Genomic DNA, 23,763 nt, shown 5'->3' with positions numbered 1-23,763 from the left:
AGAGGGCACGGTCGCCGGCGCGTTCCGTCGGCCTGAGACTAGCCACCCCGGCGTGCCCGGCGACAGCCGGGGTGCACGCTGAGACGACCGTCACAGCCGCCTTGCCCGTCCATGAAAGGCTGGCTGCCATGAGCTCTGCAGCAACCAGACCAGCTGACGACTGGTGGCGTAGCGCCGTCGTCTACCAGGTGTACCCCCGTTCGTTCGCCGACGCCAACGGTGACGGCACCGGTGACGTGAACGGCATCCGGGCCCGGCTGCCCTACCTGGCCGACCTCGGCATCGACGCGATCTGGATCAGCCCCTGGTACCCGTCCCCGCTCCTCGACGGCGGGTACGACGTGTCCGACTACCGCGGCATCCATCCCGACTTCGGCACGCTCGCGGACGCGGACGCGCTGATCGCCGAGGCGCACGCGCTCGGGATCCGGATCCTGATCGACCTGGTGCCGAACCACTGCTCCTGGGAGCACCCGTGGTTCAAGGCCGCGCTGGCGGCGGGCAAGGGCTCTCCGGAGCGAGACCTGTTCTGGTTCCGTGACGGTGAGCCGGGCGGGCTGCCGCCGACCAACTGGCCGGCCGCGTTCGGCGGCGGCGCCTGGCAGCAGATCGAGGACGGCCAGTGGTACCTGCACCTGTTCGACATCTCCCAGCCCGACTGGAACTGGGACCACCCGAAGGTGGTCGAGGAGTTCGACGCGATCCTGCGGTTCTGGTTCGACCGCGGGATCGACGGGTTCCGGATCGACGTGGCCGACTCGATGGCGAAGGACGCCACGCTGCCCGACGTACCGCTGCACAACGGGCAGCCGACCCGAGAGAAGTACGTCGGCAACCCGTTCTACGACCAGCCGGGGGTGCACACGATCCACCAGCGGTGGCGGGCGGTCGCCGACGAGTACGCCGGCACCCCGCAGGGACCGCGGGTGTTCGTGGCCGAGGCGTGGCTGTCCCCGGCCGAGCGGCTGGCGCAGTACGTCCGGTCGAACGAACTGCACTCCGCCTTCAACTTCGACGTACTGCGCTGTGCGTGGGACGCCAAGGAGTTGCGCGAGGTCATCGACCACACGACCGAGAACCTGTGGGCCGTGGGCGCGCCGGCGACCTGGGTGCTGAGCAACCACGACACCATCCGGCACCGGACGCGGTACGGGCGTGACCAGCGGGACGCGCTCGCGGACGCCGGCGTGGTGCCGACCGACCTGGAGCTCGGCCGGCGCCGGGCCCGCGCGGCCGCGCTGCTCGAGCTCGCGCTGCCGGGCGGCGCGTACATCTACCAGGGTGACGAGCTCGGCCTGCCCGAGGTCGAGGACCTGCCGGAGGAGGTCTTGGACGACCCCGTCTGGGAGCGGTCCGGGCACACCCGTCGCGGGCGCGACGGCTGCCGGGTGCCGATCCCGTGGTCGGGCAGCGAGCCGCCGTACGGCTTCGGCACCGGTGCCGGCCAGCCGTGGCTTCCGCAGCCGGCCGACTGGGCCGGGCTGACCGCGGAGGCGCAGGCCTCCGACCCGGACAGCCACCTCAACCTCTACAAAGCGGCCCTGCGGATCCGCCGCGAGACCGAGGCCCTCGGCGAAGGCCGGCTCACCTGGGACGAGGGCGCGCCTGCCGGCGTCCTGTCCTTCAGCCGGGATCCCGGCTTCCGCTGCGTCGCCAACCTGGGCGAGTCCCCGATCCCGCTCCCGGACCACACGAAGGTCCTGCTCACCAGCGAGCCGCTGATCGACGGCCGCCTTCCGGCCGACGCCACCGCCTGGCTCGAGGTCTGACACAGGCGAAGGCCGGAGCCGCTGGGCGGCTCCGGCCTTCGGGACTGCTGACGGTCACTGCTAGCGGAAGCGGGCGCGGTCCTCGCGGTCGCGGCGGTCGCGCTCCTCCCGTTCCCGGTCCTCGCGGTCGCGCCGGTCACGCTCCTCGCGCTCCCGGCGGTCCCGATCGTCCCGTTCCCGCCGCTCCCGGTCCTCGCGGTCGCGCCGCGCCCGGTCGCGGAACCAGCTCACTTCACGCCACCTGCCGTGAGGCCGGCGACGATCCTGCGCTGGAACAGCAGTACGGCGATCACCAGCGGGATCGTGACCACCACACCGGCGGCCATCTGGCTGCCGAACGGTTGGTCGCGTCCCGACGTACCGGTGAACTGCGAGATGACCACGTTCGCGGTCTGGATCTCCTTGCGGTTCACCATGCTCAGCGCGATCAGGAACTCGTTCCACGCCGCGATGAAGGTGATGATCGCGGTGGTGAACACACCCGGTGCGGCCAGCGGGATGATCACCTTGCGGAACGCCTGGGCCGGCGTGCAGCCGTCCACCATCGCGGCCTGCTCGAGTTCTCGCGGCATCTGCCGGAAGAACGCGGTCAGGTTCCACACCGCCAGCGGCAGCGCGAACGACAGGCTGGGCACGATCATCGCCTGGTAGGTGTTGATCCACTCGATGTCGCTGAACAGCTTCTTCAGCGGGATCACCAGCGAGATGCCGGGGAACATCGAGGTGGTGATGATGATCGCCAGCACGAAGTTCTTCCCGCGGAACTCCAGCCGGGCCAGGGTGTAGGCCGCGACCATCCCGATGATCAGCGTCAGGATCGTCACCGTTCCGGCGACGATCAGGCTGTTCAGCAGACCGCGGCCGAACCCGGTTCCTTCCTTGAACACGTCGGTGAAGTTCGTGATCGACCAGTTCCGCGGAATGATCGAGTTGTCGAACTGGTCGCTCGGCCGGCGCAGGGCCGACACGATCATCCAGTAGAACGGCAACAGGCAGTAGAGCACGATCAGCGCGACACCGAGCAGCGGCAGCCACCGCCGGTACCACGGCGCCTCGGCCGCCTTGACGTCGACGACCTTCGGGGTCTTCTCAGCGACTGCCATCACGCACCTCCACCATGTCCGGCCGTGGCACTGGCCGTCGCGGCCCCGGACGCCGTACCTGGCGCCAACTCGTTGCGCCGGCCACGCCCGTTCCGGCCGTTCTTCTTCGGCTTGCGCTGCACCGCGTCACCGAACACGTCGGCACCCAGCAACTTCACGAACACGTACGCGACCACCGCGACGTAGATGAACAGCAACGTCGCGTACGCCGCCGCCGGCCCGTACCGGGTCTGGTTGGCTTCCAGGTACGCCAGGATCGACAGCGTCTCGACCGACTCCTTGTTCGGCCCGACCAGCACGAACGGCAGGTCGAACATCCGCAGCGTGTCGAGGATGCGGAACAGCACTGCCACCAGCAGTGCCGGTTTCACCAGTGGCATGGTGATCCGCACGAACGTCTGCCACGGGTTGGCGCCGTCGACCTTCGCGGCCTCGTAGACCTCGTCCGGAATGGTCTGCAGGCCGGCCAGGACGAGCAGGCCGATGAACGGTGCCGTCTTCCAGGTGTCGGCGATGATCACCGACAGGATGGACTGCCAGCCCTCGGTGGACCACAGGATCTGCGTCCCGAGCAGGTTGTTCGCGATGCCGTCGGCCTGGAAGATCCACTTCCACAGCAGCGCCGAGACGACGGTCGGGATCGCCCACGGGACCAGGATGCTGGCCCGGACGATGCCGCGGCCCTTGAACGCCTTGTGCATCACCAAGGCCATGGCGACACCGAGCACGGTCTCGATGATCACGCAGGTGACGGTGAAGAACGTGGTGTTGTAGAACGCGTTCCAGAAACGGTCGCCGGTCTCACCTGAGAAGATCGCCGAGTAGTTCTCCAGACCGACGAACTCCGAACCCTGGACGACGAAGCCGGCCTCGTCGATCCGCTGGCCACTCTGGTAGAGCGACTCACGCAACGCCGACAGGATCGGGTACACGACGACCAGGACCAGCACGACCAGGGTCGGCGACAGCAACGCCGCGGCCAGCCGACCGGTGCCTTCGTTGAAGGACGTGGTCCGCTTGGGCTTCTTGGTGGGTTCCGGCGTCGGCCGCTGCGCGACCGGGGCGGATGTACTCACCTCTGCCTCCTTCTTTCCGCCCGCTGTCCGCGGGCAGCGACAGGCCGGGGCCGGCACGCAGCGGTGAAGCTACGCGCCGGCCCCGCCGCTTCGGTCATTGCGTGATGAGCGAGCTCAACTTGGTCTGCAGCTGGCTGAGGGCGTCCTTCGGTGGTGTCGTCCCGGTCAGGGCGCCGTACGCCGCCTCCTGGATCGCCGTCGTGACGTCGCCGTACTTGACCACCTTCGGCCGCGACTTCGCGGTCTCGATCGAGGCCTTCAGCGGGGCCAGGTACGGGAACTGCTTGTTCAGCGCGGCGTCGTCGTACAGCGAGGCCCAGGTCGGCGCCTGCGAGGTCTTCTCGATGTTCGCCTTCTGGCGCTCCTCGCTGGACATGAACTTGATGAAGTCGGCCGCGGTCGCCTTGTTCTTGGCGAACTCGGAGATCGCGTAGTTGTGACCACCCAGGGTGGACACGCCGCCGCCGTCCTTGCCCGGCAGTGCCGCGACGCCGAACTTGCCGGCGATCTTGGACGAGCCGTCGGTCTTGTTCGCCAGCGCGTACACGTACGGCCAGTTCCGGTGGAAGATCAGGTTGCCTTCCTGGAACGCCCGCCGGCCCGGCTCCTCCTGGTAGGTGATGGCGGCCTTCGGGATCATCCCGGACTTGAAGCCCTCGACCAGGAAGTTCAGGCCCTCGAGCGCCTCCGGGGTGTCCACGTTCGGCTTGCCGTCGTCACCGACGACGACCCCGCCCGCACCGTTGACGGCCTCGGAGAAGTTCACCGTCAGGCCCTCGTACTTCTCGAACTGACCCGCGTAGCAGCCGGCCGTCTTGGCCTCCGGCAGCGCCTTGACCTTGTCGCAGGCGGCCTGCATCTCGGCCCACGTCTTCGGCGGCTGCACCCCGGCCTTGTCCAGCAGGTCCTTGCGGTAGTACAGCAGGCCACCGTCGGAGGTGACCGGAACGGCGTACAGCTTGTCGCGGTACTTGGCCGTGTCGATCGTCGACGGCAGCAGCTTGTTCAGGTCGGGGAACTGGTCCTCCGGCAGTTCGGTGATCCAGCGGTTCGCGGCGAACTCGGCGGTCCAGACGACGTCCAGGTTCAGCACGCTGAACGCGTCGGACTTGATCTGGGCGTTCGAGATCATCTGCGCGCGCTGCTGGTCCGCGGACTCGGGCAGCTCGGTGACCGTGACCTTCTCGTCCGGGTGCTGGGAGTTCCACGCCGCGACCTGGTTCGTCAGGTTCCCGGAGGTGTCCTTGCCGGTGGCGAAGTTGATCGGACCGCGACCCTCCAGTGCCGCTCCCCCGCCCGAGCCGCTGTCGCCGCCACCGCTTCCGTCGTCACCGCCACACGCGGACGCGAGCAGCGCAAGGCTGCCGGCGACGGCCAGGGCCACCGCCTTGCGTGTGTGTGATCGTTCAAACCTCATCGTTTACCTGCCCTCTCCCGATGGGATATCGCTTGGTCCTGCGTCAACGGTCCACAGTCCCCCACCGCACTGCGATCCCGCCTGTCCGGACAGTAACCGACGACGGGGGTGATGTGTCCTGAGCCACACACCTTGCGTTCGACAGGCTTCTGCAACGGACAACCGCATGGCTGTATGCGACCGCGATTCGACAGCCCGCACAACCAGGTCTTTCTTAACGATTCGGTATTACCGGTTAGTAACGTTACTGAACGCACGGTATCCGTTCAGAACGACTCCGGGCAGTCGTCATCACGCTCCGGAGCGGAACGGCGCTCACGCAGAGCCGCCGGACGGGCCTGAACCCGCGGATCTCAGGCCGGCGAGGCGGAGGCGTCGCCGACATGGGTGCGGACCCAGTCGACGATCTCGGTGGTGGTGGCGCCAGGGGTGAAGATCTTGTGGACGCCGAGCTCGGCCAGCGGCTGCAGGTCGGCGTCCGGGATGATGCCGCCGCCGAACACCACGATGTCGTCGGCGTCGCGCTCGGTGAGCAGCTCGCGGACCCGCTTGAACAGGGTCATGTGCGCGCCGGACAGCACCGACAGGCCGATCGCGTCGGCGTCCTCGGCGATCGCGGTCTCGACGATCTGCTCCGGCGTCTGGTGCAGGCCGGTATAGATGACCTCCATGCCGGCGTCCCGCAGCGCCCGCGCGACCACCTTCGCACCGCGGTCGTGGCCGTCCAGGCCAGGCTTGGCGACGACGACGCGCAGGGGGCTCGTTGCAGGCATGTCCGCAGGCTAACCGGTCCGTTCCTCACGGATAAGACACAGCGGTGTGTGTTCCCCGACACGCCGGATGGGAACCGGTTACCGTGAAAGAGATCGGACCGATCGGGGGGTCTGGTTGCCGTGAGGAGTCGCCCATGAGTACCTGGCAGGACGAGGTACGCGGAGCACTGAACGGGCTGGTGTACGGCGCCAGGTCCGCGTTGTCACCGCGGGTGCTCCAGGGAGCCGCGGTCGAGCTCGGCTGGCTGACCACGCGCCTGGCGATGTATCCGCTCGGCCTGGTCGGCAGCTCGGGCTCCCGCGCCGAGCGGCTCAACCTCGAGGGGCTGACCCCGGCCCAGCGCAGCCTGATCGTCAGCAACGTCCGGGCCGCCGGTACGCCGATCCTGCTGGCCCACGGGATCATCGACAACCACACCGTCTTCGCGCTGATGCGCCGGCACCTGCAGCGCCGCGGCTTCAGCCGGATCCACACCTTCTCGTACTCGCCGCTGACCCTGGACGTCCGTCGTACCGCCGAGCGGATGGGCGCGGAGATCGAACGGATCTGCGAGGAGTCCGGGTCCGACCAGGTGCACGTGATCGGGCACAGCCTGGGCGGCCTGATCGCGCGGTACTACGTCCAGCGGCTCGGCGGCCACGAGCGAGTGCACACCTGCGTCACCCTCGGGACTCCCCATCAGGGCACGGTCGCCGCCCGGTTGCTGCCGTGGCCGCTGGTGAAGCAGGTGCGGCCGGACAGCGAACTGATGGCCGAGCTAGCCGAGCCGGCGGCGGGCTGCCCGACCAGGTTCGTCGCGTTCTACAGCGACGTCGACCAGCTGATCGTGCCGCAACGGCGGGGCCGGATTCGGCACCCCGACCTGGTGGCCAGTAATGTCCGCCTGAGCGGCGTGGGCCATCTGTCCCTGCCGTTCCACGGTGACGTGGTCCGCCGGATCACCGGCGTCCTCGCGCACCTGGACGACGAGCAGGAGACAGTTGCCTGACCCGGCAGCTTTCTGACGGCTCGGAACGGATGCACGTGCAGGCGCCGCATGCAAAAGTTTCGTGAAGGAGACGCAGAAAAGTGGGTGGCAGGGTTTGTCACCCTGTGACTGATCCGTTATCGTCCATCAGGCCCGGCCAGGGAATAAATTCCCCGGGCGGGTGGACAAGCCCCTCCCCTGTGACCGAAAGGCCACGTTGTGTCCCAGCACCGTGCCGCGGGCAACCGCGTCACGCCAGGCAACGCTGCGCGCAAGCCCGGCGCAGGACGTCACAGTGCCAAGCATCGTGTTGCCAGGCGTAACACCCCCGGTAGTACCCAGATCGTCGGTTTGACCGCGGCTCTCGCCGCGGCGGCCGGAGCTGTCGGGTTCAGCCACAGCTCGCTCGCGTCGCCGACGCAGGCGAACTCCGCGGTCAACCTCGCCGCGCTGAGCATGGACAGTGGGGAGCAGCTGTCCGGCATCACCACCGCACGGATCCAGGCCCGCCAGCTCGCCACCCGGGACTCCTCCCGGGTCCAGCTGGCCGGCAACGAGACCAACAAGAAGCAGGCCGCGGCCGCCCAGCTGGCGAAGGCCCGGGCCGCCAAGCTCACCGCCACTCAGGCGCTCACCGCCAAGCGCGCCTCCGCCCTCGCGCAGGCCAAGGCCAAGGCCGAGCTGGCGGAGAAGAAGCTCCGCGAGTCCGCCACCCGCTGCGAGATGATGCTCTCCGGCTACCACATCACCGCGACCTTCGGTCAGGGCGGCAGCCGCTGGGCCCGCAACCACACCGGCACCGACTTCGCCGCCCCGGTCGGCACCACCATCCGCAGCGTGATGAAGGGCGTGGTGATCCACGCCGACTGGGCCGGGCCGTACGGCCGCCAGGTCCAGGTGCGGCACGAGGACGGCACCGTCACCACGTACAACCACATGTCGAAGTTCAGCGTGTCCGTCGGCGAGACCGTGTACGCCGGCGACCAGGTCGGCGCGGTCGGGATGACCGGGAACACCACCGGCCCGCACCTGCACTTCGAGGTCCTCCGCGACGGCGGCGAGGCGATCGACCCGATGCCGTGGCTGCGCGACCACTGCGGCCTCAACCCGTAAATCCCCAGCACGACCGCTGACCGGCTGGCTAAGCTGCCGGGCATGCGTCCTGCCGCCGGAGAGGTCCTGCACTTCTCCGAAGATCCGACCATCGAGGTCTTCCGGCCGCACGTCGCCAGCACGACGCGCGAGGCCACGCCGTACGTCTGGGCCGTCGGTTACGACCGCGCTCCCGACTACTGGTTCCCGAGGCAGTGCCCCCGCGCGATGGCGTGGGTGGGCCCCTCCACCACTCCCGACGACACCGCCCGCATCATCGGCGCGGGCTCCGGCACGCGCGTGCACGCGGTCGAGTACGGCTGGCTGGAGGCGATGCGCTCGGTCGAGCTCTACGCGTACCGCCTGCCGGCCGAGCCGTTCACCGAGCTCGACGCGGCGGTGGTCGCGACCACCGAGGTCCGGCCGCTCGGCCTGCCGGAGCCCGTCGGCGACCTGTTCGACCTGCACGACGAGGCCGGCGTCCAGTTGCGCGTCCTGTCCCGGCTGCACGACTTCTGGGCCGAGGTGGTCACCAGCACGCTCGAGTGGAGCGGGATCCGGCTCCGGAACGCCCGGCCATGAGGTACGCCGACCTCGCCGACTCGGCCTGGACCTGGGTGCTCCGGCAGGTGCGGTGGGACGACGCCGGCCCGTGGATCCCGGAGGCCGCGGGCGGCGAGAAGCCGGAGCGGTACGTGGGCGGCATGCACAGCGGGATCGGCGGCCTCGCCCATGGCCTCGCAGAGCTCCGGCTCACCCGTGCCTGGACCGCCGACGAGGAGAACCTCGCCGGTGCGATCGCCGGCCGGATCCGGGCCGCGGTCCCGGCCGAAAGCTCGATCACGTACTTCGACGGTCTGGTCAGCTCGATCGGCGTCCTCACCGCCCTCGGCGAGCCCGGCGTCGAGCCGATCCTGGACCGGATCGCCGGCCTCGCCACGGTCAACGGCTGGCCGCAGAGCTTCCTCCAGCCGCCCAAGTACCTGCCGGACGCGGTGGCCAACGACGCGACTCTCGGGACCGCCGCGGTCCTGATGGGAGCGCTCTGGGCAGCACGGCACGGCGTGGAGGCTCGTGCACTGATCGAGCGAGCGGTCGACCTGCTGATCGCCGAGCAGGAGGAGTCAGCCAACTGGCGCTTCGTCCCGCGGCGGTTCTGCACCGACGAACCGGGCGAGATGCCGAACTTCTCCCACGGCCTGGCCGGGATCGCGGCCGTCGTCGCGCTGGCCGGCGCCGAGCTCGGGCGGCCGGACCTGACCGACGCTGCCCGTCGCGGCGCCGAGCACCTGATCACGCTGGGCACCACCGACGACCAGGGTTTCCGGGTGCCGCGGGTGATCCCGTGGGACGAGCGCCACGGCGACGAGTACACCTACAACTGGTGCCACGGCGGTGCCGGTACGTCGCTCCTGTTCCGCGCCCTCGAGTACGCCGGCGTCGACGAGGTCGCCGGTGGGACGCCCGCCGGCTGGCATCACCGCTGCCTCGACAGCGTCCGCCACTCCGGCGTCCCCGACCGCCTCTACCCGGGTTTCTGGGACAACGACGGCCGCTGCTGCGGTACGGCGGGAGCCGGCGACGCCTACCTGGACGCGTGGCTCCGCGACGGCCACGACGACGACCTCGACTTCGCCGTACGACTCGGGAATGCCCTGGTGCAGCGGGCGTTCCGCGACGACGGCACGGCGTACTGGCGCTTCCTCGAGCACCGCGACGAGCAGCCGTTGCTACCACCGGGCGTCGGCTGGATGCAGGGGGCCGCCGGCATCGCGGCGTACCTGTTCCGGCTGCAGCGGGTCCTCGACGGCGGCACCGCGTCGGTCGCGCGGATGGACAACTGGTGGGCGCTCAGCGGCGCCAGACCTCCGCGGTCGTGAGGAAGGCGGAGGAGCCCGGCTTGTCGGGTGAGCCGTCGACCTGGACGAAGCCGGGAACGGACGCGCCGCCGATCGAGACGGTGGCGGACCGGACCGGCACGATCACCAGGCTGAGACTGTGGTTGCCGTCGGCGAGCTGGAAGTCGTCGGTGGCGAACAGGCGCCGGTCGAGGACGCCGCCCATCTCGATCTGGATGTCGGCCGCCTTCGCGCTGAGGCCGTCGGCCAGGTTCATCGACACCTGCACCAGGTCGCGCTCCACCGCCGGCTCGTGCCAGGGCAGGCCCTGGACCTCGAGGAACGAGCGGACGAAGTAGCGCTCCAGCCAGGACGCCAGGTCGACGTCCTCGGACACCACCCGGACGATCCCGTCGAACCAGAGCACGACCGCCGTCCCGGCGCCCCGGATCGACCAGTCGACCATCCAGATCGACGCGTACGCCGTCACCTTGCCGGCCTCGTCGAACAGCCGCAGCCCAGGGTTGGCTCCCGCCAGGATGATCCGGCGGTTGCTGCCTGCTACCGACTTGGACATGGGGGAACGCTTCCGGAGGGAGGGCCGAAGATCCTTGATTGTCTCAATCCCGCGCTCAGATGCAACGTGAACGTCCGAGAACTTGACGGAGTTATGCCCGGTCGGCCCACCCGGCAACCCTCGTCAGCGCCTAGTACAAGCGCCTAGTACATGAGGCCGGACTCCCAGGCCCAGACGGCGATCTCGGTGCGGTTGCGGGCGTCGATCTTGCGCTGGACCGATCCGAGATGGGACTTGACCGTGGACAGCGCGATCATCAGCTCCGCGGCCAGTTCGGCGTTGGTCCGGCCACGCGCGACGCCCTTGACGACGGCGAGCTCACGGTCGGTGAGCGCCGGGTCGGGCCGCCGGGGCCGGCTGCCGCCGTTGCTGAAGTGGGCGAGCAGCCGGGTGGTGATCGACGGCGAGACGAGAGAGTCGCCGTTCGCCGCCGCGTGCACCGCCTCCACCAGCAGCCGCGGTCCGGCGTCCTTCAGCAGGAAGCCGCGGGCCCCGGACCGGAGCGCCTCGTGAACGAGTTCGTCGAGGTCGAAGGTGGTCACGACCAGCACCGCGAGCGGGTCCGCGACCGCCGGACCCGCCAGCAGCCGGGTGGCGGCCAGGCCGTCGAGGCGGGGCATCCGGATGTCCATCAGCGTGACGTCCGGACGCAGCTCGCGGGCGAGCGCCACCGCCTGTTCGCCGTCCTCGGCCTCACCGGCGATCTCGAGGTCCGGCTCCCGTTCGAGGATCAGCCGGAACCCGGTCCGCACCATGGCCTGGTCGTCGGCGAGCAAGACTCGCAGGGTCCGCTGAGTCACTGTGGGGTTCTCTCCTCCGGCGGCCGCGCCGCCACGTAGCCGGGCAACGGAAGCTCGGCGAGCACCCGCCAGCCGTGCTCACCGTGCTCTCCGACCGTCAGTCTGCCGTCCAGCGCGTCGATTCGCTCGCTCATCCCGACCAGTCCGTAGCCGTCCGACAGGCTCCGGTGCCGACTCCGGCTCGCGCGCGTCCCGTCGTTCCACACCTCCACCCGCAGGTACTGCCGATCGGCCCCGGCGGTCGGCTCCACGGTCACCGTGACCTGCCGGGCCTCCGGTGCGTGCTTGCGGACGTTGCTCAGCGACTCGAGTACGACGCGGTGGACGGTCGACACCACCTCCGGAGCGACCGCGAGATCCGCGAGCTCGGGGGCCAACCGCACTGTCACCGCTTCGTCGCCGTCGACCGCCGCCTCGACCGTCTCGACCAGGTCTCCCGCGGGCGGCAGCTGCTGCTCCGGACTGCGCAGCATCATGACCAGCCGCCGGACCGCGCTGAGTGCCTCGGCTCCGGCGCGCTCGATGTCCTCGAGCAGCTCCCGCTCGGTCCCGTCGTCGAGGACGACCCGCGCAGCCTGGGTGCGCACCACCACCCCCGTGATGTGATGCGCCACCAGGTCGTGCAGCTCTCGGGCCAGCATCAGCCGTTCCCGGTTCCGGGCGGCAGCCTGCGCGGCTTCGCGACGGGCGTCGCTGTCGCGCAGGACCAGCCCGACCGCCACGCTGCAACCCCACAGGATCGCCCACAGGACCGCGACGGTGAGACTGAGGCGGTCGGTGCCGTAGCGCAGTACAGGCGCGACGACGATCGCCAACCCTCCGAGCACGGCCGCCGCACCCGCTCGGTGCGGCGCCAGGTGGTGGCAGCTCGAGCCCACCAGCAGCAGCAGTCCGAGCGTCTCGATGTCACCGGCGATCTCGCCGCCCGGCTGGACGAGCACGCCGACCAGGCTGCACAACAACGACAGCGCGACCGCGGCCGCCGCGAGCTCCGTGAGCCTCCCGGGGAAGCGGTGCCGGAGCAGCGCGAGTGCCCCGATCACCGCGCCCACGCAGAAGTACAGGATCTCGCCCGCCGCGGGTCCGCCCGTGAGCAGCCGGGTGACGACCTGCTCGATGTTCAGGCCGGCCAGGACGACGACCTCGGCGATGAGCAGGCCGTGCCGGCGCAGCAGCCCGTTGATCGCGCGCATCACCTGGTCGTCGTCCCTTCCGCTTCTGTGAGCCCTGTCCAACTCTGCCGAGTCCTGCCGGTGTGTCAGCGGGGCTCCGCGTCGGCCGTGCAGTGGTAGTCGTGCTCGGGCCGTTCACCGGTGGTCAGGTACGTCGTCACCGCGTGCTTCGCGCACTGGTTCCGGCCCAGCGGGTAGACGCCGTGGCCACCCTGGTCGGCCGTGACCATCGTGGCACGGTCGCCGAACGCCTGCCGCAACTGCCGGGCGCCGGCCAGTGGTGTCGCCGGATCGCGGAGGTTCTGCACCATCAGCACGTTCGACGGGCCTCGGTCGCTGACCTGGACCGGCGGCTGCGCCGGCTCCGGCCAGAACGCACACGGCTGGATGTTGGCCCCGGCCGCGCCGAACACCGGGTAGCGGATCCGGTCGACGGCGACGTTGCGCTGGTAGCTCTTGACCGAGGTCGGCCAGCGGGAGTCGTTGCAGATCATGTAGTAGCGACCGGAGATCAGGTTGTCCGGGTCCTGCACCGCGCCGGGCGGCGGTGGCGGCGGCTGGTTCGCGTCGAGGGCCTTCCAGAACGCGGCCAGCATCGGCAGCTGCACCGGGCCGTAGAGCTGCGAGAAGGTGATCAGCCGGAACACCGCGCCGTCGTACCGGCCGTCGGGCGCCTCGACCGGCTTCTCGTCCAGTTGGTCGGCGATCTCGAAGTACTTCGCCCGCACCTGGGCCGGGGTCCTGCCCAGGCCGTACTCGCGGTGGTTGGCGGCGGCGAACTTCGCGAAGTCCGGGAAACGGTCCTCGACGCCGCGCCCCCACAGGCGGTCGCTGGGGTAGTCCCAGCCGCCTGGGCCCAGGTTGCTGTCGAGCACGATCCGGTCGCCGCGCTGCGGGAACAGCGTGGCGTAGACCGCGCCGAGGTGGGTCCCCCAGGAGGCACCGGCGTACGAGATCTTCGACTCGCCCAGCGCGGCCCGGATGCGGTCCATGTCCCGGGCGGTGTTGGCGGTGCTGACGTGCGGCAGCATCCAGGCGGTCTTCGACGCGGCGCACTGCTTGGCGATCTGCTGCACCTCGGCGGCCCGCTTGGTGGCGTCCGCCGCGGTCCGTGCGTACGGCGGGATGTTGCCGGACGCCTGCTGTGCCGGGGTGAGGTCACAGGTCACCGGGGTGCTCTTGCCGATGCCCCGCGGGTCGAACCCGATCACGTCGTAGCTGTCGAGCACGCTCTGCGGAAGGCCGGTAGCGACGAGGAAGGCGGGATAGCCTTGGCCGGGGGCCGGCCCGCCGGGGTTGGTCAGCAGCACGCCGCGCCGCTTCTCCGGCTTCTTGCTCGCCAGCCGCGAGACGGCGATGTCGATCGTCCGGCCGTTCGGGTCGCGGTAGTCGAGCGGGACCTTCAGCGTCCCGCACTGCATCCCGGCCGGAATCGGGACCTGCGGGGAGACGTCCTCCGAGCACTTCTCCCACTGGATGCCGGCTGCGGACTCCTGCGAGCCACTCGCGGATCGCGTCGCTGCCGCACCCGCTTGCGACACCGCCGGGACCAAGGCGGTCGCCACCAGGACGGTGGCAAAGGTCAACGGAACTGCTGTACGTCTCATACTTCCCTCCGGACGGGCCTGTGGACGCACACCAGTGTTCGCGAGCCACTCGCCCCGGCACATCCACCGCGCGATCACACCCGCATCGGCTGAAAGTACGAGACGTGCTCTACAGCTTCTCCACCGGCGCGTAGCGCAGCAGGAGGCGCTTCACGCCCTCCGAGCCGAAGTCGATGTCGGCCTGGGCCTGCTGGCCCTCGCCGCGGACGACCACGACCGTGCCCATCCCGAAGCTGTTGTGCACGACCCGGTCGCCCGGGTTGAGGCTGATCACCGGCTTGTCGGACGGCGTCCGGCGCGGTGGCTCGTACCGGCTGGAGATGCCGCTGCCCCTGGTCGTCCCAGTGCCCGACCAGCGGGTGATCGCGGACTCGTCCCGGCGCCAGTCGAGCAACTCGGCCGGGATCTCCTCCAGGAACCGCGACGGCGGGTTGTGCTGCGGAGCTCCGTACGCCGACCGGACCGCGGCCCGCGAGATCGCCAGCCGCTGCCGGGCCCGGGTGATGCCGACGTACGCGAGCCGGCGCTCCTCCTCGAGCTCCTTCAGGTCGGTCAGCGACCGGGAGTGCGGGAAGACGCCGTCCTCCATGCCGGTGAGGAACACCACCGGGAACTCCAGGCCCTTCGCGGTGTGCAGCGTCATCAGCGTGACCACGCCGCCGTCCGCGGCCGCGTCCGGGATCTGGTCGGCGTCGGCGACCAGCGCGACCCGCTCGAGGAACGCCTGCAGGTCGGCCGGGTCACCGGCCGCCGTCCGCTCCTCGACGAACTCGCGGGCCACCGAGATGAACTCGTCCAGGTTCTCCAGGCGGGTCTCGTCCTGCGGGTCCGGGGACTTCTGCAGGGTCTCGTAGTACCCCGAGCGGTGCAGCGCGACGTCCAGAATGTCGTCCGGCGGGGCGCCGGAGTCCACCATCGCGGTCAGCTCGTCCAGGATGTCCACGAAGGCCTGGACGGCGTTGACCGACCGGGACGCCATCGCCGGCGCGTCCTGCGCCCGGCGCATCGCCTGCGCGAACGAGATCCGCTCCCGCGCGGCCAGCGTCTCGATCGCGGCCTCGGCCCGGTCGCCGATCCCGCGCTTGGGCTCGTTCATGATCCGGCGCAGCGAGACGGTGTCCTCCGGGTTCACCAGCACGCGCAGGTACGCGAGCGCGTCGCGGACCTCCTTGCGCTCGTAGAACCGGACGCCGCCGACCACCTTGTACGGATGGCCGGTCCGGATGAAGACCTCTTCGAACACACGCGACTGCGCGTTCGTCCGGTAGAACACCGCCACGTCGGACGGCTTGATCCCGTCGGCGTCGGTGAGCCGGTCGATCTCGTCCGCGACGAACTGCGCCTCGTCGTGCTCGTTGTCGGCGACGTACACCGCGATCTGCTCGCCCTGGCCCTGGTCGGACCAGAGGTTCTTCGCCTTCCGGCCCTCGTTGCGGGCGATCACCGCGTTGGCCGCGGACAGGATCGTCTGGGTGGAGCGGTAGTTCTGCTCCAGCAGGATCGTCTCGGCGCCGGCGAAGTCCTCCTCGAAGGCGAGGATGTTGCGGATGGTCGCGCCGCGGAACGCGTAGATCGACTGGTCGGAGTCACCGACCACCATCAGCTCGGTCGGTGGCGCGGTCGGGCCGTTGTAGTCCGCCGGGTCCTCCCCGCAGAGCTCGCGGATCAGCGTGTACTGCGCGTGGTTGGTGTCCTGGTACTCGTCGACGAGCACGTGCCGGAAGCGGCGGCGGTAGTACTCGCGGACCTCGGGGAAGGCCTGCAGCAGGTTGACCGTGGTCATCAGCAGGTCGTCGAAGTCCAGCGCGTTCGCCTGGGCGAGCCGCTCCTGGTAGATCCGGTAGCACTCGGCGTAGGTCTCCTCGAGGTGGTTCGAGGTCTTCGCCGCGGCCGTCTCGTGGTCGATCAGCTCGTTCTTCTGGGTGCTGATCCAGTTCAGCACGGCGCGCGGGTTGTACCGCTTCACATCCAGGTCGAGCTCGCGGCAGACCAGCGTCATCAGCCGTCGGGAGTCGGTGTCGTCGTAGATCGAGAACGTCGAGTTGATCCCGAACCGCTTGATGTCGCGGCGCAGGATCCGCACGCAGGAGGAGTGGAACGTCGAGACCCACATCAGCTTCGCCCGCGGACCGACCAGGTCCACCACCCGCTCGCGCATCTCCGCGGCGGCCTTGTTGGTGAACGTGATCGCCAGGATCGACCCGGGGTGGGCGTCGCGGGCCGCCAGCAGGTAGGCGATCCGCCGGGTCAGCACCCGGGTCTTGCCCGAGCCCGCGCCCGCGACCACCAGCAGCGGCTTGCCCGCGTGCACGACGGCGGCCCGCTGCTGCGGGTTCAGCCCTTCGAGCAGCGATTCCGGATCGGTCCGATGCTTCGTGGGCTCCTCCAGCGGCACCGGGAGCTCATCAGGCGAGAACAGCGTAGTCATCACCACTCACCTTAGGCGCTCCCCCGGACAGTTCCCGAAACACGCACCTAAGGTGGCTGCTATGGGCCATTCACATCCCGTCTTCGCGCGGATGTACGCGCGGGTGCGGCCACAGCTCGACGCGCAGGGGATGGCGGAGCACCGGAAGCGGCTGCTGGACGGGCTGCGCGGGCGAGTTCTCGAGATCGGCGCCGGCGACGGCGGGAACTTCGCGCACTATCCGGCCGGCGTGACCGGCGTGGTGGCCGTCGAGCCGGAGCCGTACCTCCGGGCCAGGGCGGGCTCCGCGGCGTACGCCGCCCACGTCCCGGTCGAGGTCGTCAACGGTACGGCGGACAGCCTGCCGCTGACCGACGGATCGGTGGACGCCGTGGTCACGTCACTCGTGCTGTGCACCGTCCCCGACCAGACCGTCGCCCTCGCGGAGGCCTTCCGGGTCCTGCGGCCGGGCGGCGAGCTCAGGTTCTACGAGCACGTCGCCGCGGAGCCGGGCACGGGCCTCGACCGGTTCCAGCGCTTCGCGGACGCGACCGTGTGGTCGTGGTTCAGCGGCGGCTGTCACGTCCACCGCGACACCGCCGCCGCCATCACCGCGGCCGGCTTCACCATCACCCGCCTCGACCGGTTCGACTTCGGTCCCAACCCCGCCTCGCCGCACATCCTCGGGACGGCCACCAGGCCCTCAGGCCGCCACCCGGCGTAGTACGAGGATCCCCGCTGCCCCGACGACGAGCATCCCGGCGCCGATCCACAGGTAGGGCACCCCCCGGATCCGCCCGGCCGTCCGGTACCGGCGCTCCGGCGGCACGGTGGCCTTGTACTCGTCGAGGAGCTGTTGCAACTCGTCCTCGTCCGCCTCGTCCAGGCCGTCCTCGCCGAGCTCGCGGGCCAGACTGTAGACGTCCTCCTTTTGCTTGTCGGTGAAGCCGTACATCGCGTTCGTCTTCGGTTTCTGCGTCCGGATCACGCCGGGCGGGCCGCAGTACAGCTCCTCGCCGGTCTCGACGTCGAGATGCACGAATCCACCACCGCAGTCCTCGCCGCGCGGCCCGACGTCCAGCTGGTAGACGTTGCGTTCCACGTTCAGCTCGACGAACCCGAAGAAGCCGACCATGCAGCCGGCGAACGCCAGGCCGCAGGCCGCCAGCCAACCCAGTCCCCAGAACAGACAGCGCATTCGGACCAGGGTGCCAGTCCGCGGGGGCCTTGCTGTGTGCCTGGCCGGAAGCTGCCGGTCGAGACCTTGTCCGCTGTGGGCAGAGTTGCCGTCAGCAGAAAAGCTGGGGTACGCCGGTCCCGCCCGGTCAGGGTGGTCACATGGCTCAAGACACCAAACAACCGCTGTTCAACGAGTCCGCGCGACAGCGGCTGCTCGCGCAGCGCATCGTCGTACTGGACGGGACGCTCGACGACGACAACGGGACGTTGCTGGCGACCCAGATCCTCACCCTGGCGGCCGAGTACCCGGACCGCGACATCGCGCTGTGGATCCACTCGCTCGGCGGCTCGGTGCCGTCGATGCTGGCGATCCGGGACGTGATGCGGCTGGTGCCGTGTGACGTGTCGACGCTGGCGATCGGGCTGGCCTGCAGCGCCGGGCAGTTTCTCCTGTCCGCCGGTACGCCGGGCAAGCGGTACGCCCTGCGGCACGCGCGGGTGCTGATGCACCAGGGGTCGGCCGGCATCGGCGGGTCCGCGGTCGAGATCGAGATCCAGGCGAACGACCTGCGGCACATCCGCGACACCGTGCTGGCGCTGGTCGCCGAGGACACCGGGCAGTCCTTCGACACCGTGCACGAGGACTCGCTGCACGACCACTGGTACACCGCCGAACAGGCCCGTGAGTACGGGTTCATCGACCACATCGTCGAGTCCTTCGACCAGGTGATGCCCCAACAGCGAAAGGCCGCGTGATGAGCAGCTACACCATTCCGAACGTGATCGCGCAGCACCCGCGGGGCGAGCGGATCATGGACGTCTACTCGCACCTGCTCAGCGAGCGGATCATCTACCTCGGGACGGCGATCGACGCCGGCGTCGCGAACGCGCTGATCGCGCAACTGCTGCACCTGGAGGCGGACAAACCCGACCAGGACATCAACCTCTACATCAACTGCGAGGGCGGCGACATGACCGCGATGCTCGCGATCTACGACACCCTCCAGTTCATCCGGTCGCCGGTCGCGACCTTCTGCGTCGGCCAGGCGATCTCGGCCGGCGCCGTCCTGCTGGCCGCCGGGGCGGAAGGCCGGCGCGCCGTGCTGCCGCACGCGCGGGTCGTCCTGCACCAGCCGGCCGCCCGCGGCCAGGGCACCATCCCGGACCTGATCCTGCAGGCCGACGAGGTGGTCCGGGTCCGCAGTCAGGTCGAGTCGATCCTGGCCCGGCACACCGGTCAGCCGATCGAGAAGCTGCGGCACGACACCGATCGCGATCACGTCCTGACCGCGGAGGGCGCGCGCGACTACGGCATCGTCGACCAGGTGGTCGAGAGTCGCGTGCCGGTGCCGGCGTTCGCTTGAGGGGTGCCGACGGACAGGAGGTACCGCGGCTGCTCGCGGATGAGAGCGTGACCGTGGGGCCGTGGCGGCACTACCTCCTGTCCGTCGGCCCCTCAGTCGAACGCGGCCTCGATCACCTTGTCGGCAACGGCCGCGTGATGGGCGGCGTCGGCGTCCCGGCGGCCGATCCGGTTGGTCAGGTAGGCGTAGGCGATCCGCCGCTCCGGATCGGCCCAGCCGATGCAGCAGTTGCTGCCGTTGTGGCCGAACGCCCGCGGACTGCTCGTGGTCCCGAGCGGCGTGATCACGTTCGGGACGAACCGCGGCCCGCCGAGCTGGAAGCCCTGCGACCACCGGATCGGCGCGCCGATCGTCCGGTCGACCTCGCCCTCGCTGGTCGGCGCGACCGCCGCCGCGAGCGACTCCGGCCGCAGTACGCCCGACCCGCCCGCCAGCAGGCCCTGGTACAGCGCGGCCAGGTCGCGTGCGGTGGTGGAGATCCCGGCCCCCGGTACGACGGCCTCGCGGGTACTGCGCCGGTTCACCACCGACTGCACGAACGGGCCGATCGGTCCGGACACCCGGATCGGCACACTCCGGTCCCACTCACCGGCGGGCAGTCCGAGGAACGTGTCCGACAACCCCAGTGGCTCGAGGACCGAGCGCCGTACCAGCTGCTCGATCGGTTGCCCACTGCATCGATGGGCGACCTCGCCGAGGACGAAGCCGAACGCGAGCGGGCTGTAGGCAACGGTGTCGATCGGCCACCGCGGCCGCGCCTGCTCGATCCGCCGCAGCGACCGGTCCCAGTCGGCCATCGCGCGCGCGTCACCGGCGTACGAGCCGATCGTGGTCAGTCCGGAGCGGTGCTGCAGGACCTGCCGGACGGTGATCGCCCGCTTGCCGTGCTCGCCGAACTCCGGCCAGTACGCCGCCACCGCGTCGTCCAGGTGCAGCCGCCCGGACTCGACCAGCTGATGGATCACGATCGCGACGTACGGCTTGCTCGCGGAGAAGAGCCAGAACAAGGATTCGGGTGCGCAGCCGATCGCCAGGTCGACGACCACCCGGCCGTCCCGGACGACGCACAGCTGCGCGGCCGCCTTGCGGGCCCGGACCAGCTCGACCGCCGCCCCCAGCCGGCCGGCGTCCATCCGGACGTCCCGCGGTTCGCACTCCCCGCCCAGCTCCATCGAACCTCCCGTCAGTCCCAGCTTGCCTCCGGTACCCAAGCGGCGGGTTAGGGTCGGTGACGTGAGCGTGCCTGAGGGGAATCCGCGACCGGACAGCGAGATCGAGCGGGTGCTGGTGGTGGTCGCGCACCCGGACGACATCGACTTCGGCGGCGCCGGCACGGTCGCGACCTGGACCAAGGCGGGCATCGAGGTGCACTACGGCATCGTCACCGACGGTCAGGCGGGCGGTTTCGAGCCGGACCGCGACCGCGCCGAGATTCCCGCCGTACGCCGGGCCGAGCAGACCGCGGCCGCGGACCACGTCGGCGTCCGCGACCTGCACTTCCTCGGGTACGCCGACGGCCGGGTGGAGCCGGGTCCGGAGCTCGTCCGCGACATCGCCCGGCTGATCCGCCAGGTGCGACCGCAGCGGCTGCTCACCCAGTCCCCCGAACGCTGGTGGTCCCGCCTGCACGTCTCCCACCCGGACCACCTCGCCACCGCCGAGGCGACGGTCCGCGCGTTCTACCCCGCGGCCGGCAACCCCTATGCGTACGACGACCTGACCGAGGACGCCTGGGACGTCGGCGAGCTGTGGATGATGGAGCACCCCGAGCGCAACCACTGGGTCGACATCAGTGACACCATCGACCAGAAGATCGCCGCGCTGAGGTCGCACGTCAGCCAGCACCGCGACCCGGACGCGCTCGCCGACCGGATGCGCGCCTTCGCACAGGAGAACGCCCGCGACGGCGGACTGCCACCGAACCACTACGCGGAGCCGTTCACCGTCATCCGGCTCGGGTAATCCGTTTGCGGAGCAGACCCTCAGCCGCGAGGGTTCGGCCATGACACTTGCGCATTGGGTGGTTGGCGAAGGTCCGGCGATGCTGCTCGTGCACGCCGGGGTGGCGGACGCGCGGATGTGGACCCGGGAGGTGGCCGAGCTCAGCAAGGACCACCGGGTGATCACGCTCGACCTGCGTGGGTACGGCGAGACGCCGCTGGAGCCCGGGGCGAAGTACTCCGACGCGGGCGACGTGCTCGCGGTCCTGGACGAGCTGGGCGTCGACACGGTCAAGGCCGTCGGGGCGTCGTACGGCGGGTACGTCGTGCAGCAGGTCGCGAGCCGTCACCCGGAACGGTTCACCCGGCTGGTGCTGATCTGCGCGCCGACCGACGGGGTGGAGCCGGACGACGCGCTGCGGGCCGGGTGGGCCGAGGAGGAGCGGCTGCTCGAGGCGGGCGATGTCGACGGTGCGACCGATCTCAACGTCCGCAACTTCCTCGGCCCGGAGGCCGACGACGAGACGCGGGAGTTGCTCCGGACCATGCAGAAGCGCGCGTTCGAGCTGCAACTGCCGGCCGGCGACGTCGACAACGAGGAGTGGCCGGTCGAGCCGGAGAAGATCGGCGCACCCGTGCGGTTGATCACGGGCGCGCACGACTTCCGGTTCTTCGCCGACAGCGCGACGTACCTGGCCGAGCGGCTGCCGAACGCCGAACGCATCGACCTCCCGTGGGCCGGCCACCTGCCGACCCTCGAACGACCGGGCGACGCGCTGGGATTAATCCGCTAGCGCGCCCATCGGGTCCCAGGCGGGCAGGACGATCGGGGCATCGTCGAGGCGCTCCTGCAACTCGGGCGGCAGCGCCGAGCGACGGACGGCGATCTCGAAGACGTGCTCGCCGAACCAGGAGTCGTTCATGGTCCAGAAGCCGCTGTCCGCCTTCTCGTCACCCCAGCTGTTCTCCACCCGCCAGCGCCGCGGCGCGCCGTCGACCACGTCGACGCCGGTGAACAGCATCGCGTGCGTCATCAGCGTCTCGTGGTGCACCAGCCGCTCGGCCTTGTCCAGGGTGAACTCGGTGTCGTAGACCGAGCCGTAGTCGTACAGCTTGGCGTCCCAGTAGCCGAGATCTGCGTTCATCTGCTTGCCGACGTCGCAGCCGAACCAGACCGGCTCACCGCCGACGATCGCGTCCTGGGTGAGCCGCTTCATCAGCTCGATGTCGACGTTCAGGTACACCACCGGCGGGGCGTCGATGACGTTGCCGAGGTAGTCGACGGTGAAGGTCCGGCCGATCGGGCTGGACTCGCGCGGGTCGTGCACGAGGCAGACGTACTCGTCCACCGGGAGCTGTACGTACGCCGCCGCGAACTCGGCCGGCGTCGTCCAGCCGTCGCGGTGGAACTCCTTGTCGCTGTCCTTCCACTGCCACAGGAACTTCTGCGGCGGCGTCCCGAGGTGGATGCTCAGCACACGGTGGATCGTGGTCAGGAGCTCCTGCTTGCGGGCGCGCCGGGCCTCGACGCCGTCCAGCGCGCGCAGGTCGCGGGCGCCCTGGCGGAGCAGCTTGCGGAGGGTGTCGTTCATCTGCGCGGTCGCCGACGAGCTCTCGGTCTCCGGCATCGCCGACTTCGGCACCAGGCCGTGCTTGCGGACCAGCGCGACGAACATGTTCCACTGGCCGCCGTCACCGATCGGGTCGGACAGCAGGTGCGCGACCGTGCGGTCGTCGGCGTCCCGGCCAGCGGTCTCGATGATCGCCTCGAGGAAGAAGTTCGACCGCTCGAACTTGTCCCAGAACAGCAGGTAGTTCTGGGAGAACTCGAAGTCCTTCACCCCGAGCTTGCCGGCCGCGCCGACCCGGAGCAGGTTGAGCCCGGCGAACAGCCAGCAGCGGCCGCTCTTCTTCTGGTTCGTCACCTTCCAGTCGTCCAGCAGGTGCGACACCGAGTGGTCGATCGAGGTGACGACCTGGCGGTCGAGGGCGATGGCGTTGACCGGCGTCTGCGTGACGGCGTTCTGCATCACCCGGTACTGCGGGTTCGACACGAACTCCTTCTCGAAGAGCGCGAGCTGTTCGGCAGTGAGATTCCGCTCCATAAGAGTCGACGGTATAACAGCCGCCAAGCCCGCACCGCCCTCGCCGGGGTGGCGACTCTGTGCCCTGACCACAACTCGCCACGGCCGGCTCTTGCCGGTCCGGCCCGGACGCTTCAGCCGGGCACGCCGAGGTGGTATGCCAGTGGGACAGCGACTATCGTTACTGAAAACGAAATTCAACAACGAAGGATCCGACCATGCCCCGACGCCCGGTGCCGACCGGCAAGCGCAAGCCGAAGCAGAACCCGCTCGACCGCGACGGCATCACCTACATCGACTACAAGGACACCGCGCTGCTGCGGAAGTTCATCTCCGACCGCGGCAAGATCCGCTCCCGCCGGGTCACCGGGCTGAGCGTCCAGCAGCAGAAGCAGGTCGCCCGCGCGATCAAGAACGCCCGCGAGATGGCGCTGCTGCCCTACACGTCGTCCGGCCGGTAGGTCAGCCAGAAGACCGCAACGATCGCGTTCAGCAGCGTGAGCCCGCCAATCCCGAACAGCAGACCGCGGCCGATCGACGGCCGGTGACGAGCTGCGTCCGCCGGCGCACACCCCCGGCTGGTTGCCGTGGGCAAGA

The 23,763-nt window shown here is 69.9% G+C and carries 25 protein-coding genes; 11 read left to right on the top strand and 14 right to left on the bottom strand.

The window, feature by feature from the left end:
• The first annotated feature begins 128 nt into the window (after positions 1-128).
• Complete coding sequence (locus tag ACQPYZ_RS06015) at positions 129-1,769, top strand: glycoside hydrolase family 13 protein (RefSeq protein ID WP_433166092.1); 1,641 nt, start codon at positions 129-131, stop codon at positions 1,767-1,769.
• A 60-nt stretch (positions 1,770-1,829) separates the two neighbouring features.
• Here ACQPYZ_RS06015 and ACQPYZ_RS06010 read toward each other — a convergent pair whose 3' ends face one another.
• From ACQPYZ_RS06010 to ACQPYZ_RS05990, 5 genes are all read right to left on the bottom strand, one after another.
• A complete protein-coding gene (locus ACQPYZ_RS06010; RefSeq protein ID WP_433166090.1) occupies positions 1,830-2,000 on the bottom strand; it encodes a hypothetical protein in 171 nt (56 codons plus the stop codon).
• Positions 1,997-2,743: a carbohydrate ABC transporter permease gene (locus ACQPYZ_RS06005; protein WP_433169634.1), complete on the bottom strand. Its 747-nt coding sequence runs from the start codon at positions 2,741-2,743 to the stop codon at positions 1,997-1,999. The genes ACQPYZ_RS06010 and ACQPYZ_RS06005 overlap by 4 nt, the downstream gene beginning before the upstream one ends.
• A gap of 128 nt (positions 2,744-2,871) precedes the next feature.
• A complete protein-coding gene (locus tag ACQPYZ_RS06000; RefSeq protein ID WP_433166088.1) occupies positions 2,872-3,948 on the bottom strand; it encodes a carbohydrate ABC transporter permease in 1,077 nt (358 codons plus the stop codon).
• Between the two features lie 94 nt (positions 3,949-4,042).
• Entirely contained in the window at positions 4,043-5,365 is a 1,323-nt protein-coding gene (locus ACQPYZ_RS05995; RefSeq protein WP_433166086.1) for an ABC transporter substrate-binding protein, read from the bottom strand.
• A gap of 353 nt (positions 5,366-5,718) precedes the next feature.
• Positions 5,719-6,138, bottom strand: a complete 420-nt coding sequence (locus ACQPYZ_RS05990) for a cobalamin B12-binding domain-containing protein (protein ID WP_433166084.1) — start codon at positions 6,136-6,138, stop codon at positions 5,719-5,721.
• A gap of 134 nt (positions 6,139-6,272) precedes the next feature.
• On the opposite strand from ACQPYZ_RS05990, the gene ACQPYZ_RS05985 reads away from it, so the two are divergent.
• The 4 genes from ACQPYZ_RS05985 to ACQPYZ_RS05970 all read left to right on the top strand — a co-directional run bounded on the left by ACQPYZ_RS05985 (position 6,273) and on the right by ACQPYZ_RS05970 (position 10,078).
• Positions 6,273-7,127 (top strand): esterase/lipase family protein, encoded by an 855-nt coding sequence (locus ACQPYZ_RS05985; protein ID WP_433166082.1) that lies wholly within the window; start codon positions 6,273-6,275, stop codon positions 7,125-7,127.
• Positions 7,128-7,457: 330 nt separating this feature from the next.
• Positions 7,458-8,219 carry a M23 family metallopeptidase gene (locus ACQPYZ_RS05980; protein ID WP_433166080.1) on the top strand — a complete coding sequence of 254 codons (762 nt, stop codon included), beginning with the start codon at positions 7,458-7,460 and terminating at the stop codon, positions 8,217-8,219.
• A 42-nt stretch (positions 8,220-8,261) separates the two neighbouring features.
• Positions 8,262-8,780 (top strand): DUF6886 family protein, encoded by a 519-nt coding sequence (locus tag ACQPYZ_RS05975; protein ID WP_433166078.1) that lies wholly within the window; start codon positions 8,262-8,264, stop codon positions 8,778-8,780.
• Positions 8,777-10,078: a lanthionine synthetase LanC family protein gene (locus ACQPYZ_RS05970; RefSeq protein WP_433166076.1), complete on the top strand. Its 1,302-nt coding sequence runs from the start codon at positions 8,777-8,779 to the stop codon at positions 10,076-10,078. Before ACQPYZ_RS05975 ends, ACQPYZ_RS05970 begins: the two co-directional genes overlap by 4 nt.
• On the opposite strand, the gene ACQPYZ_RS05965 is transcribed toward ACQPYZ_RS05970, so the two are convergent.
• The 5 genes from ACQPYZ_RS05965 to pcrA form a co-directional block, all read right to left on the bottom strand.
• Positions 10,050-10,613: a hypothetical protein gene (locus ACQPYZ_RS05965; protein ID WP_433166074.1), complete on the bottom strand. Its 564-nt coding sequence runs from the start codon at positions 10,611-10,613 to the stop codon at positions 10,050-10,052. The genes ACQPYZ_RS05970 and ACQPYZ_RS05965 overlap by 29 nt on opposite strands.
• A 143-nt stretch (positions 10,614-10,756) precedes the next feature.
• A complete protein-coding gene (locus ACQPYZ_RS05960; protein WP_433169632.1) occupies positions 10,757-11,368 on the bottom strand; it encodes a response regulator in 612 nt (203 codons plus the stop codon).
• Between the two features lie 41 nt (positions 11,369-11,409).
• Positions 11,410-12,606 carry a sensor histidine kinase gene (locus tag ACQPYZ_RS05955; protein ID WP_433166072.1) on the bottom strand — a complete coding sequence of 399 codons (1,197 nt, stop codon included), beginning with the start codon at positions 12,604-12,606 and terminating at the stop codon, positions 11,410-11,412.
• 65 nt (positions 12,607-12,671) lie between these two features.
• A complete protein-coding gene (locus ACQPYZ_RS05950; RefSeq protein ID WP_433166070.1) occupies positions 12,672-14,192 on the bottom strand; it encodes an alpha/beta hydrolase in 1,521 nt (506 codons plus the stop codon).
• Positions 14,193-14,301: 109 nt separating this feature from the next.
• A complete protein-coding gene (gene pcrA / locus ACQPYZ_RS05945; RefSeq protein ID WP_433166068.1) occupies positions 14,302-16,620 on the bottom strand; it encodes a DNA helicase PcrA in 2,319 nt (772 codons plus the stop codon).
• Positions 16,621-16,681: 61 nt separating this feature from the next.
• Here pcrA and ACQPYZ_RS05940 point away from each other — a divergent pair, with 61 nt between their 5' ends.
• Positions 16,682-17,323 carry a class I SAM-dependent methyltransferase gene (locus ACQPYZ_RS05940; RefSeq protein ID WP_433166066.1) on the top strand — a complete coding sequence of 214 codons (642 nt, stop codon included), beginning with the start codon at positions 16,682-16,684 and terminating at the stop codon, positions 17,321-17,323.
• Here ACQPYZ_RS05940 and ACQPYZ_RS05935 read toward each other — a convergent pair.
• A complete protein-coding gene (locus tag ACQPYZ_RS05935; protein ID WP_433166064.1) occupies positions 17,303-17,797 on the bottom strand; it encodes a hypothetical protein in 495 nt (164 codons plus the stop codon). The genes ACQPYZ_RS05940 and ACQPYZ_RS05935 overlap by 21 nt on opposite strands.
• Before the next feature lie 140 nt (positions 17,798-17,937).
• Between ACQPYZ_RS05935 and ACQPYZ_RS05930 the strand changes: the two genes are divergently transcribed.
• Complete coding sequence (locus ACQPYZ_RS05930; RefSeq protein WP_433166062.1) at positions 17,938-18,534, top strand: ClpP family protease; 597 nt, start codon at positions 17,938-17,940, stop codon at positions 18,532-18,534.
• On the top strand, positions 18,534-19,142 hold the full coding sequence (locus ACQPYZ_RS05925; RefSeq protein ID WP_433166060.1) for a ClpP family protease: 609 nt from the start codon (positions 18,534-18,536) through the stop codon (positions 19,140-19,142). Before ACQPYZ_RS05930 ends, ACQPYZ_RS05925 begins: the two co-directional genes overlap by 1 nt.
• A 92-nt stretch (positions 19,143-19,234) precedes the next feature.
• Here ACQPYZ_RS05925 and ACQPYZ_RS05920 read toward each other — a convergent pair whose 3' ends face one another.
• Positions 19,235-20,314 (bottom strand): serine hydrolase domain-containing protein, encoded by a 1,080-nt coding sequence (locus tag ACQPYZ_RS05920; protein ID WP_433166059.1) that lies wholly within the window; start codon positions 20,312-20,314, stop codon positions 19,235-19,237.
• Positions 20,315-20,375: 61 nt separating this feature from the next.
• Here ACQPYZ_RS05920 and ACQPYZ_RS05915 point away from each other — a divergent pair, with 61 nt between their 5' ends.
• Both ACQPYZ_RS05915 and ACQPYZ_RS05910 read left to right on the top strand, forming a co-directional pair.
• Entirely contained in the window at positions 20,376-21,104 is a 729-nt protein-coding gene (locus ACQPYZ_RS05915) for a PIG-L deacetylase family protein (protein WP_433166057.1), read from the top strand.
• 40 nt (positions 21,105-21,144) lie between these two features.
• Positions 21,145-21,876 carry an alpha/beta fold hydrolase gene (locus ACQPYZ_RS05910; protein WP_433166055.1) on the top strand — a complete coding sequence of 244 codons (732 nt, stop codon included), beginning with the start codon at positions 21,145-21,147 and terminating at the stop codon, positions 21,874-21,876.
• Here ACQPYZ_RS05910 and ACQPYZ_RS05905 read toward each other — a convergent pair.
• Positions 21,865-23,187: an aminopeptidase C gene (locus ACQPYZ_RS05905; protein ID WP_433166054.1), complete on the bottom strand. Its 1,323-nt coding sequence runs from the start codon at positions 23,185-23,187 to the stop codon at positions 21,865-21,867. The two genes, ACQPYZ_RS05910 and ACQPYZ_RS05905, sit on opposite strands and share 12 nt — an antisense overlap.
• A 197-nt stretch (positions 23,188-23,384) precedes the next feature.
• Here ACQPYZ_RS05905 and rpsR point away from each other — a divergent pair, with 197 nt between their 5' ends.
• Complete coding sequence (gene rpsR / locus ACQPYZ_RS05900) at positions 23,385-23,627, top strand: 30S ribosomal protein S18 (protein ID WP_433166052.1); 243 nt, start codon at positions 23,385-23,387, stop codon at positions 23,625-23,627.
• Here rpsR and ACQPYZ_RS05895 read toward each other — a convergent pair.
• Positions 23,606-23,761, bottom strand: coding sequence for a hypothetical protein (locus ACQPYZ_RS05895; RefSeq protein WP_433166050.1), 156 nt, complete (start codon positions 23,759-23,761; stop codon positions 23,606-23,608). The genes rpsR and ACQPYZ_RS05895 overlap by 22 nt on opposite strands.
• Between the last annotated feature and the right edge of the window lie 2 nt (positions 23,762-23,763).

Origin of the sequence: Kribbella sp. CA-247076 (assembly GCF_050942445.1) — a bacterium.
Lineage (GTDB): Bacteria > Actinomycetota > Actinomycetes > Propionibacteriales > Kribbellaceae > Kribbella.
The sequence above is the reverse complement of the archived record's forward strand: the minus strand, read 5'-3'. Positions and strand labels throughout refer to the sequence as shown.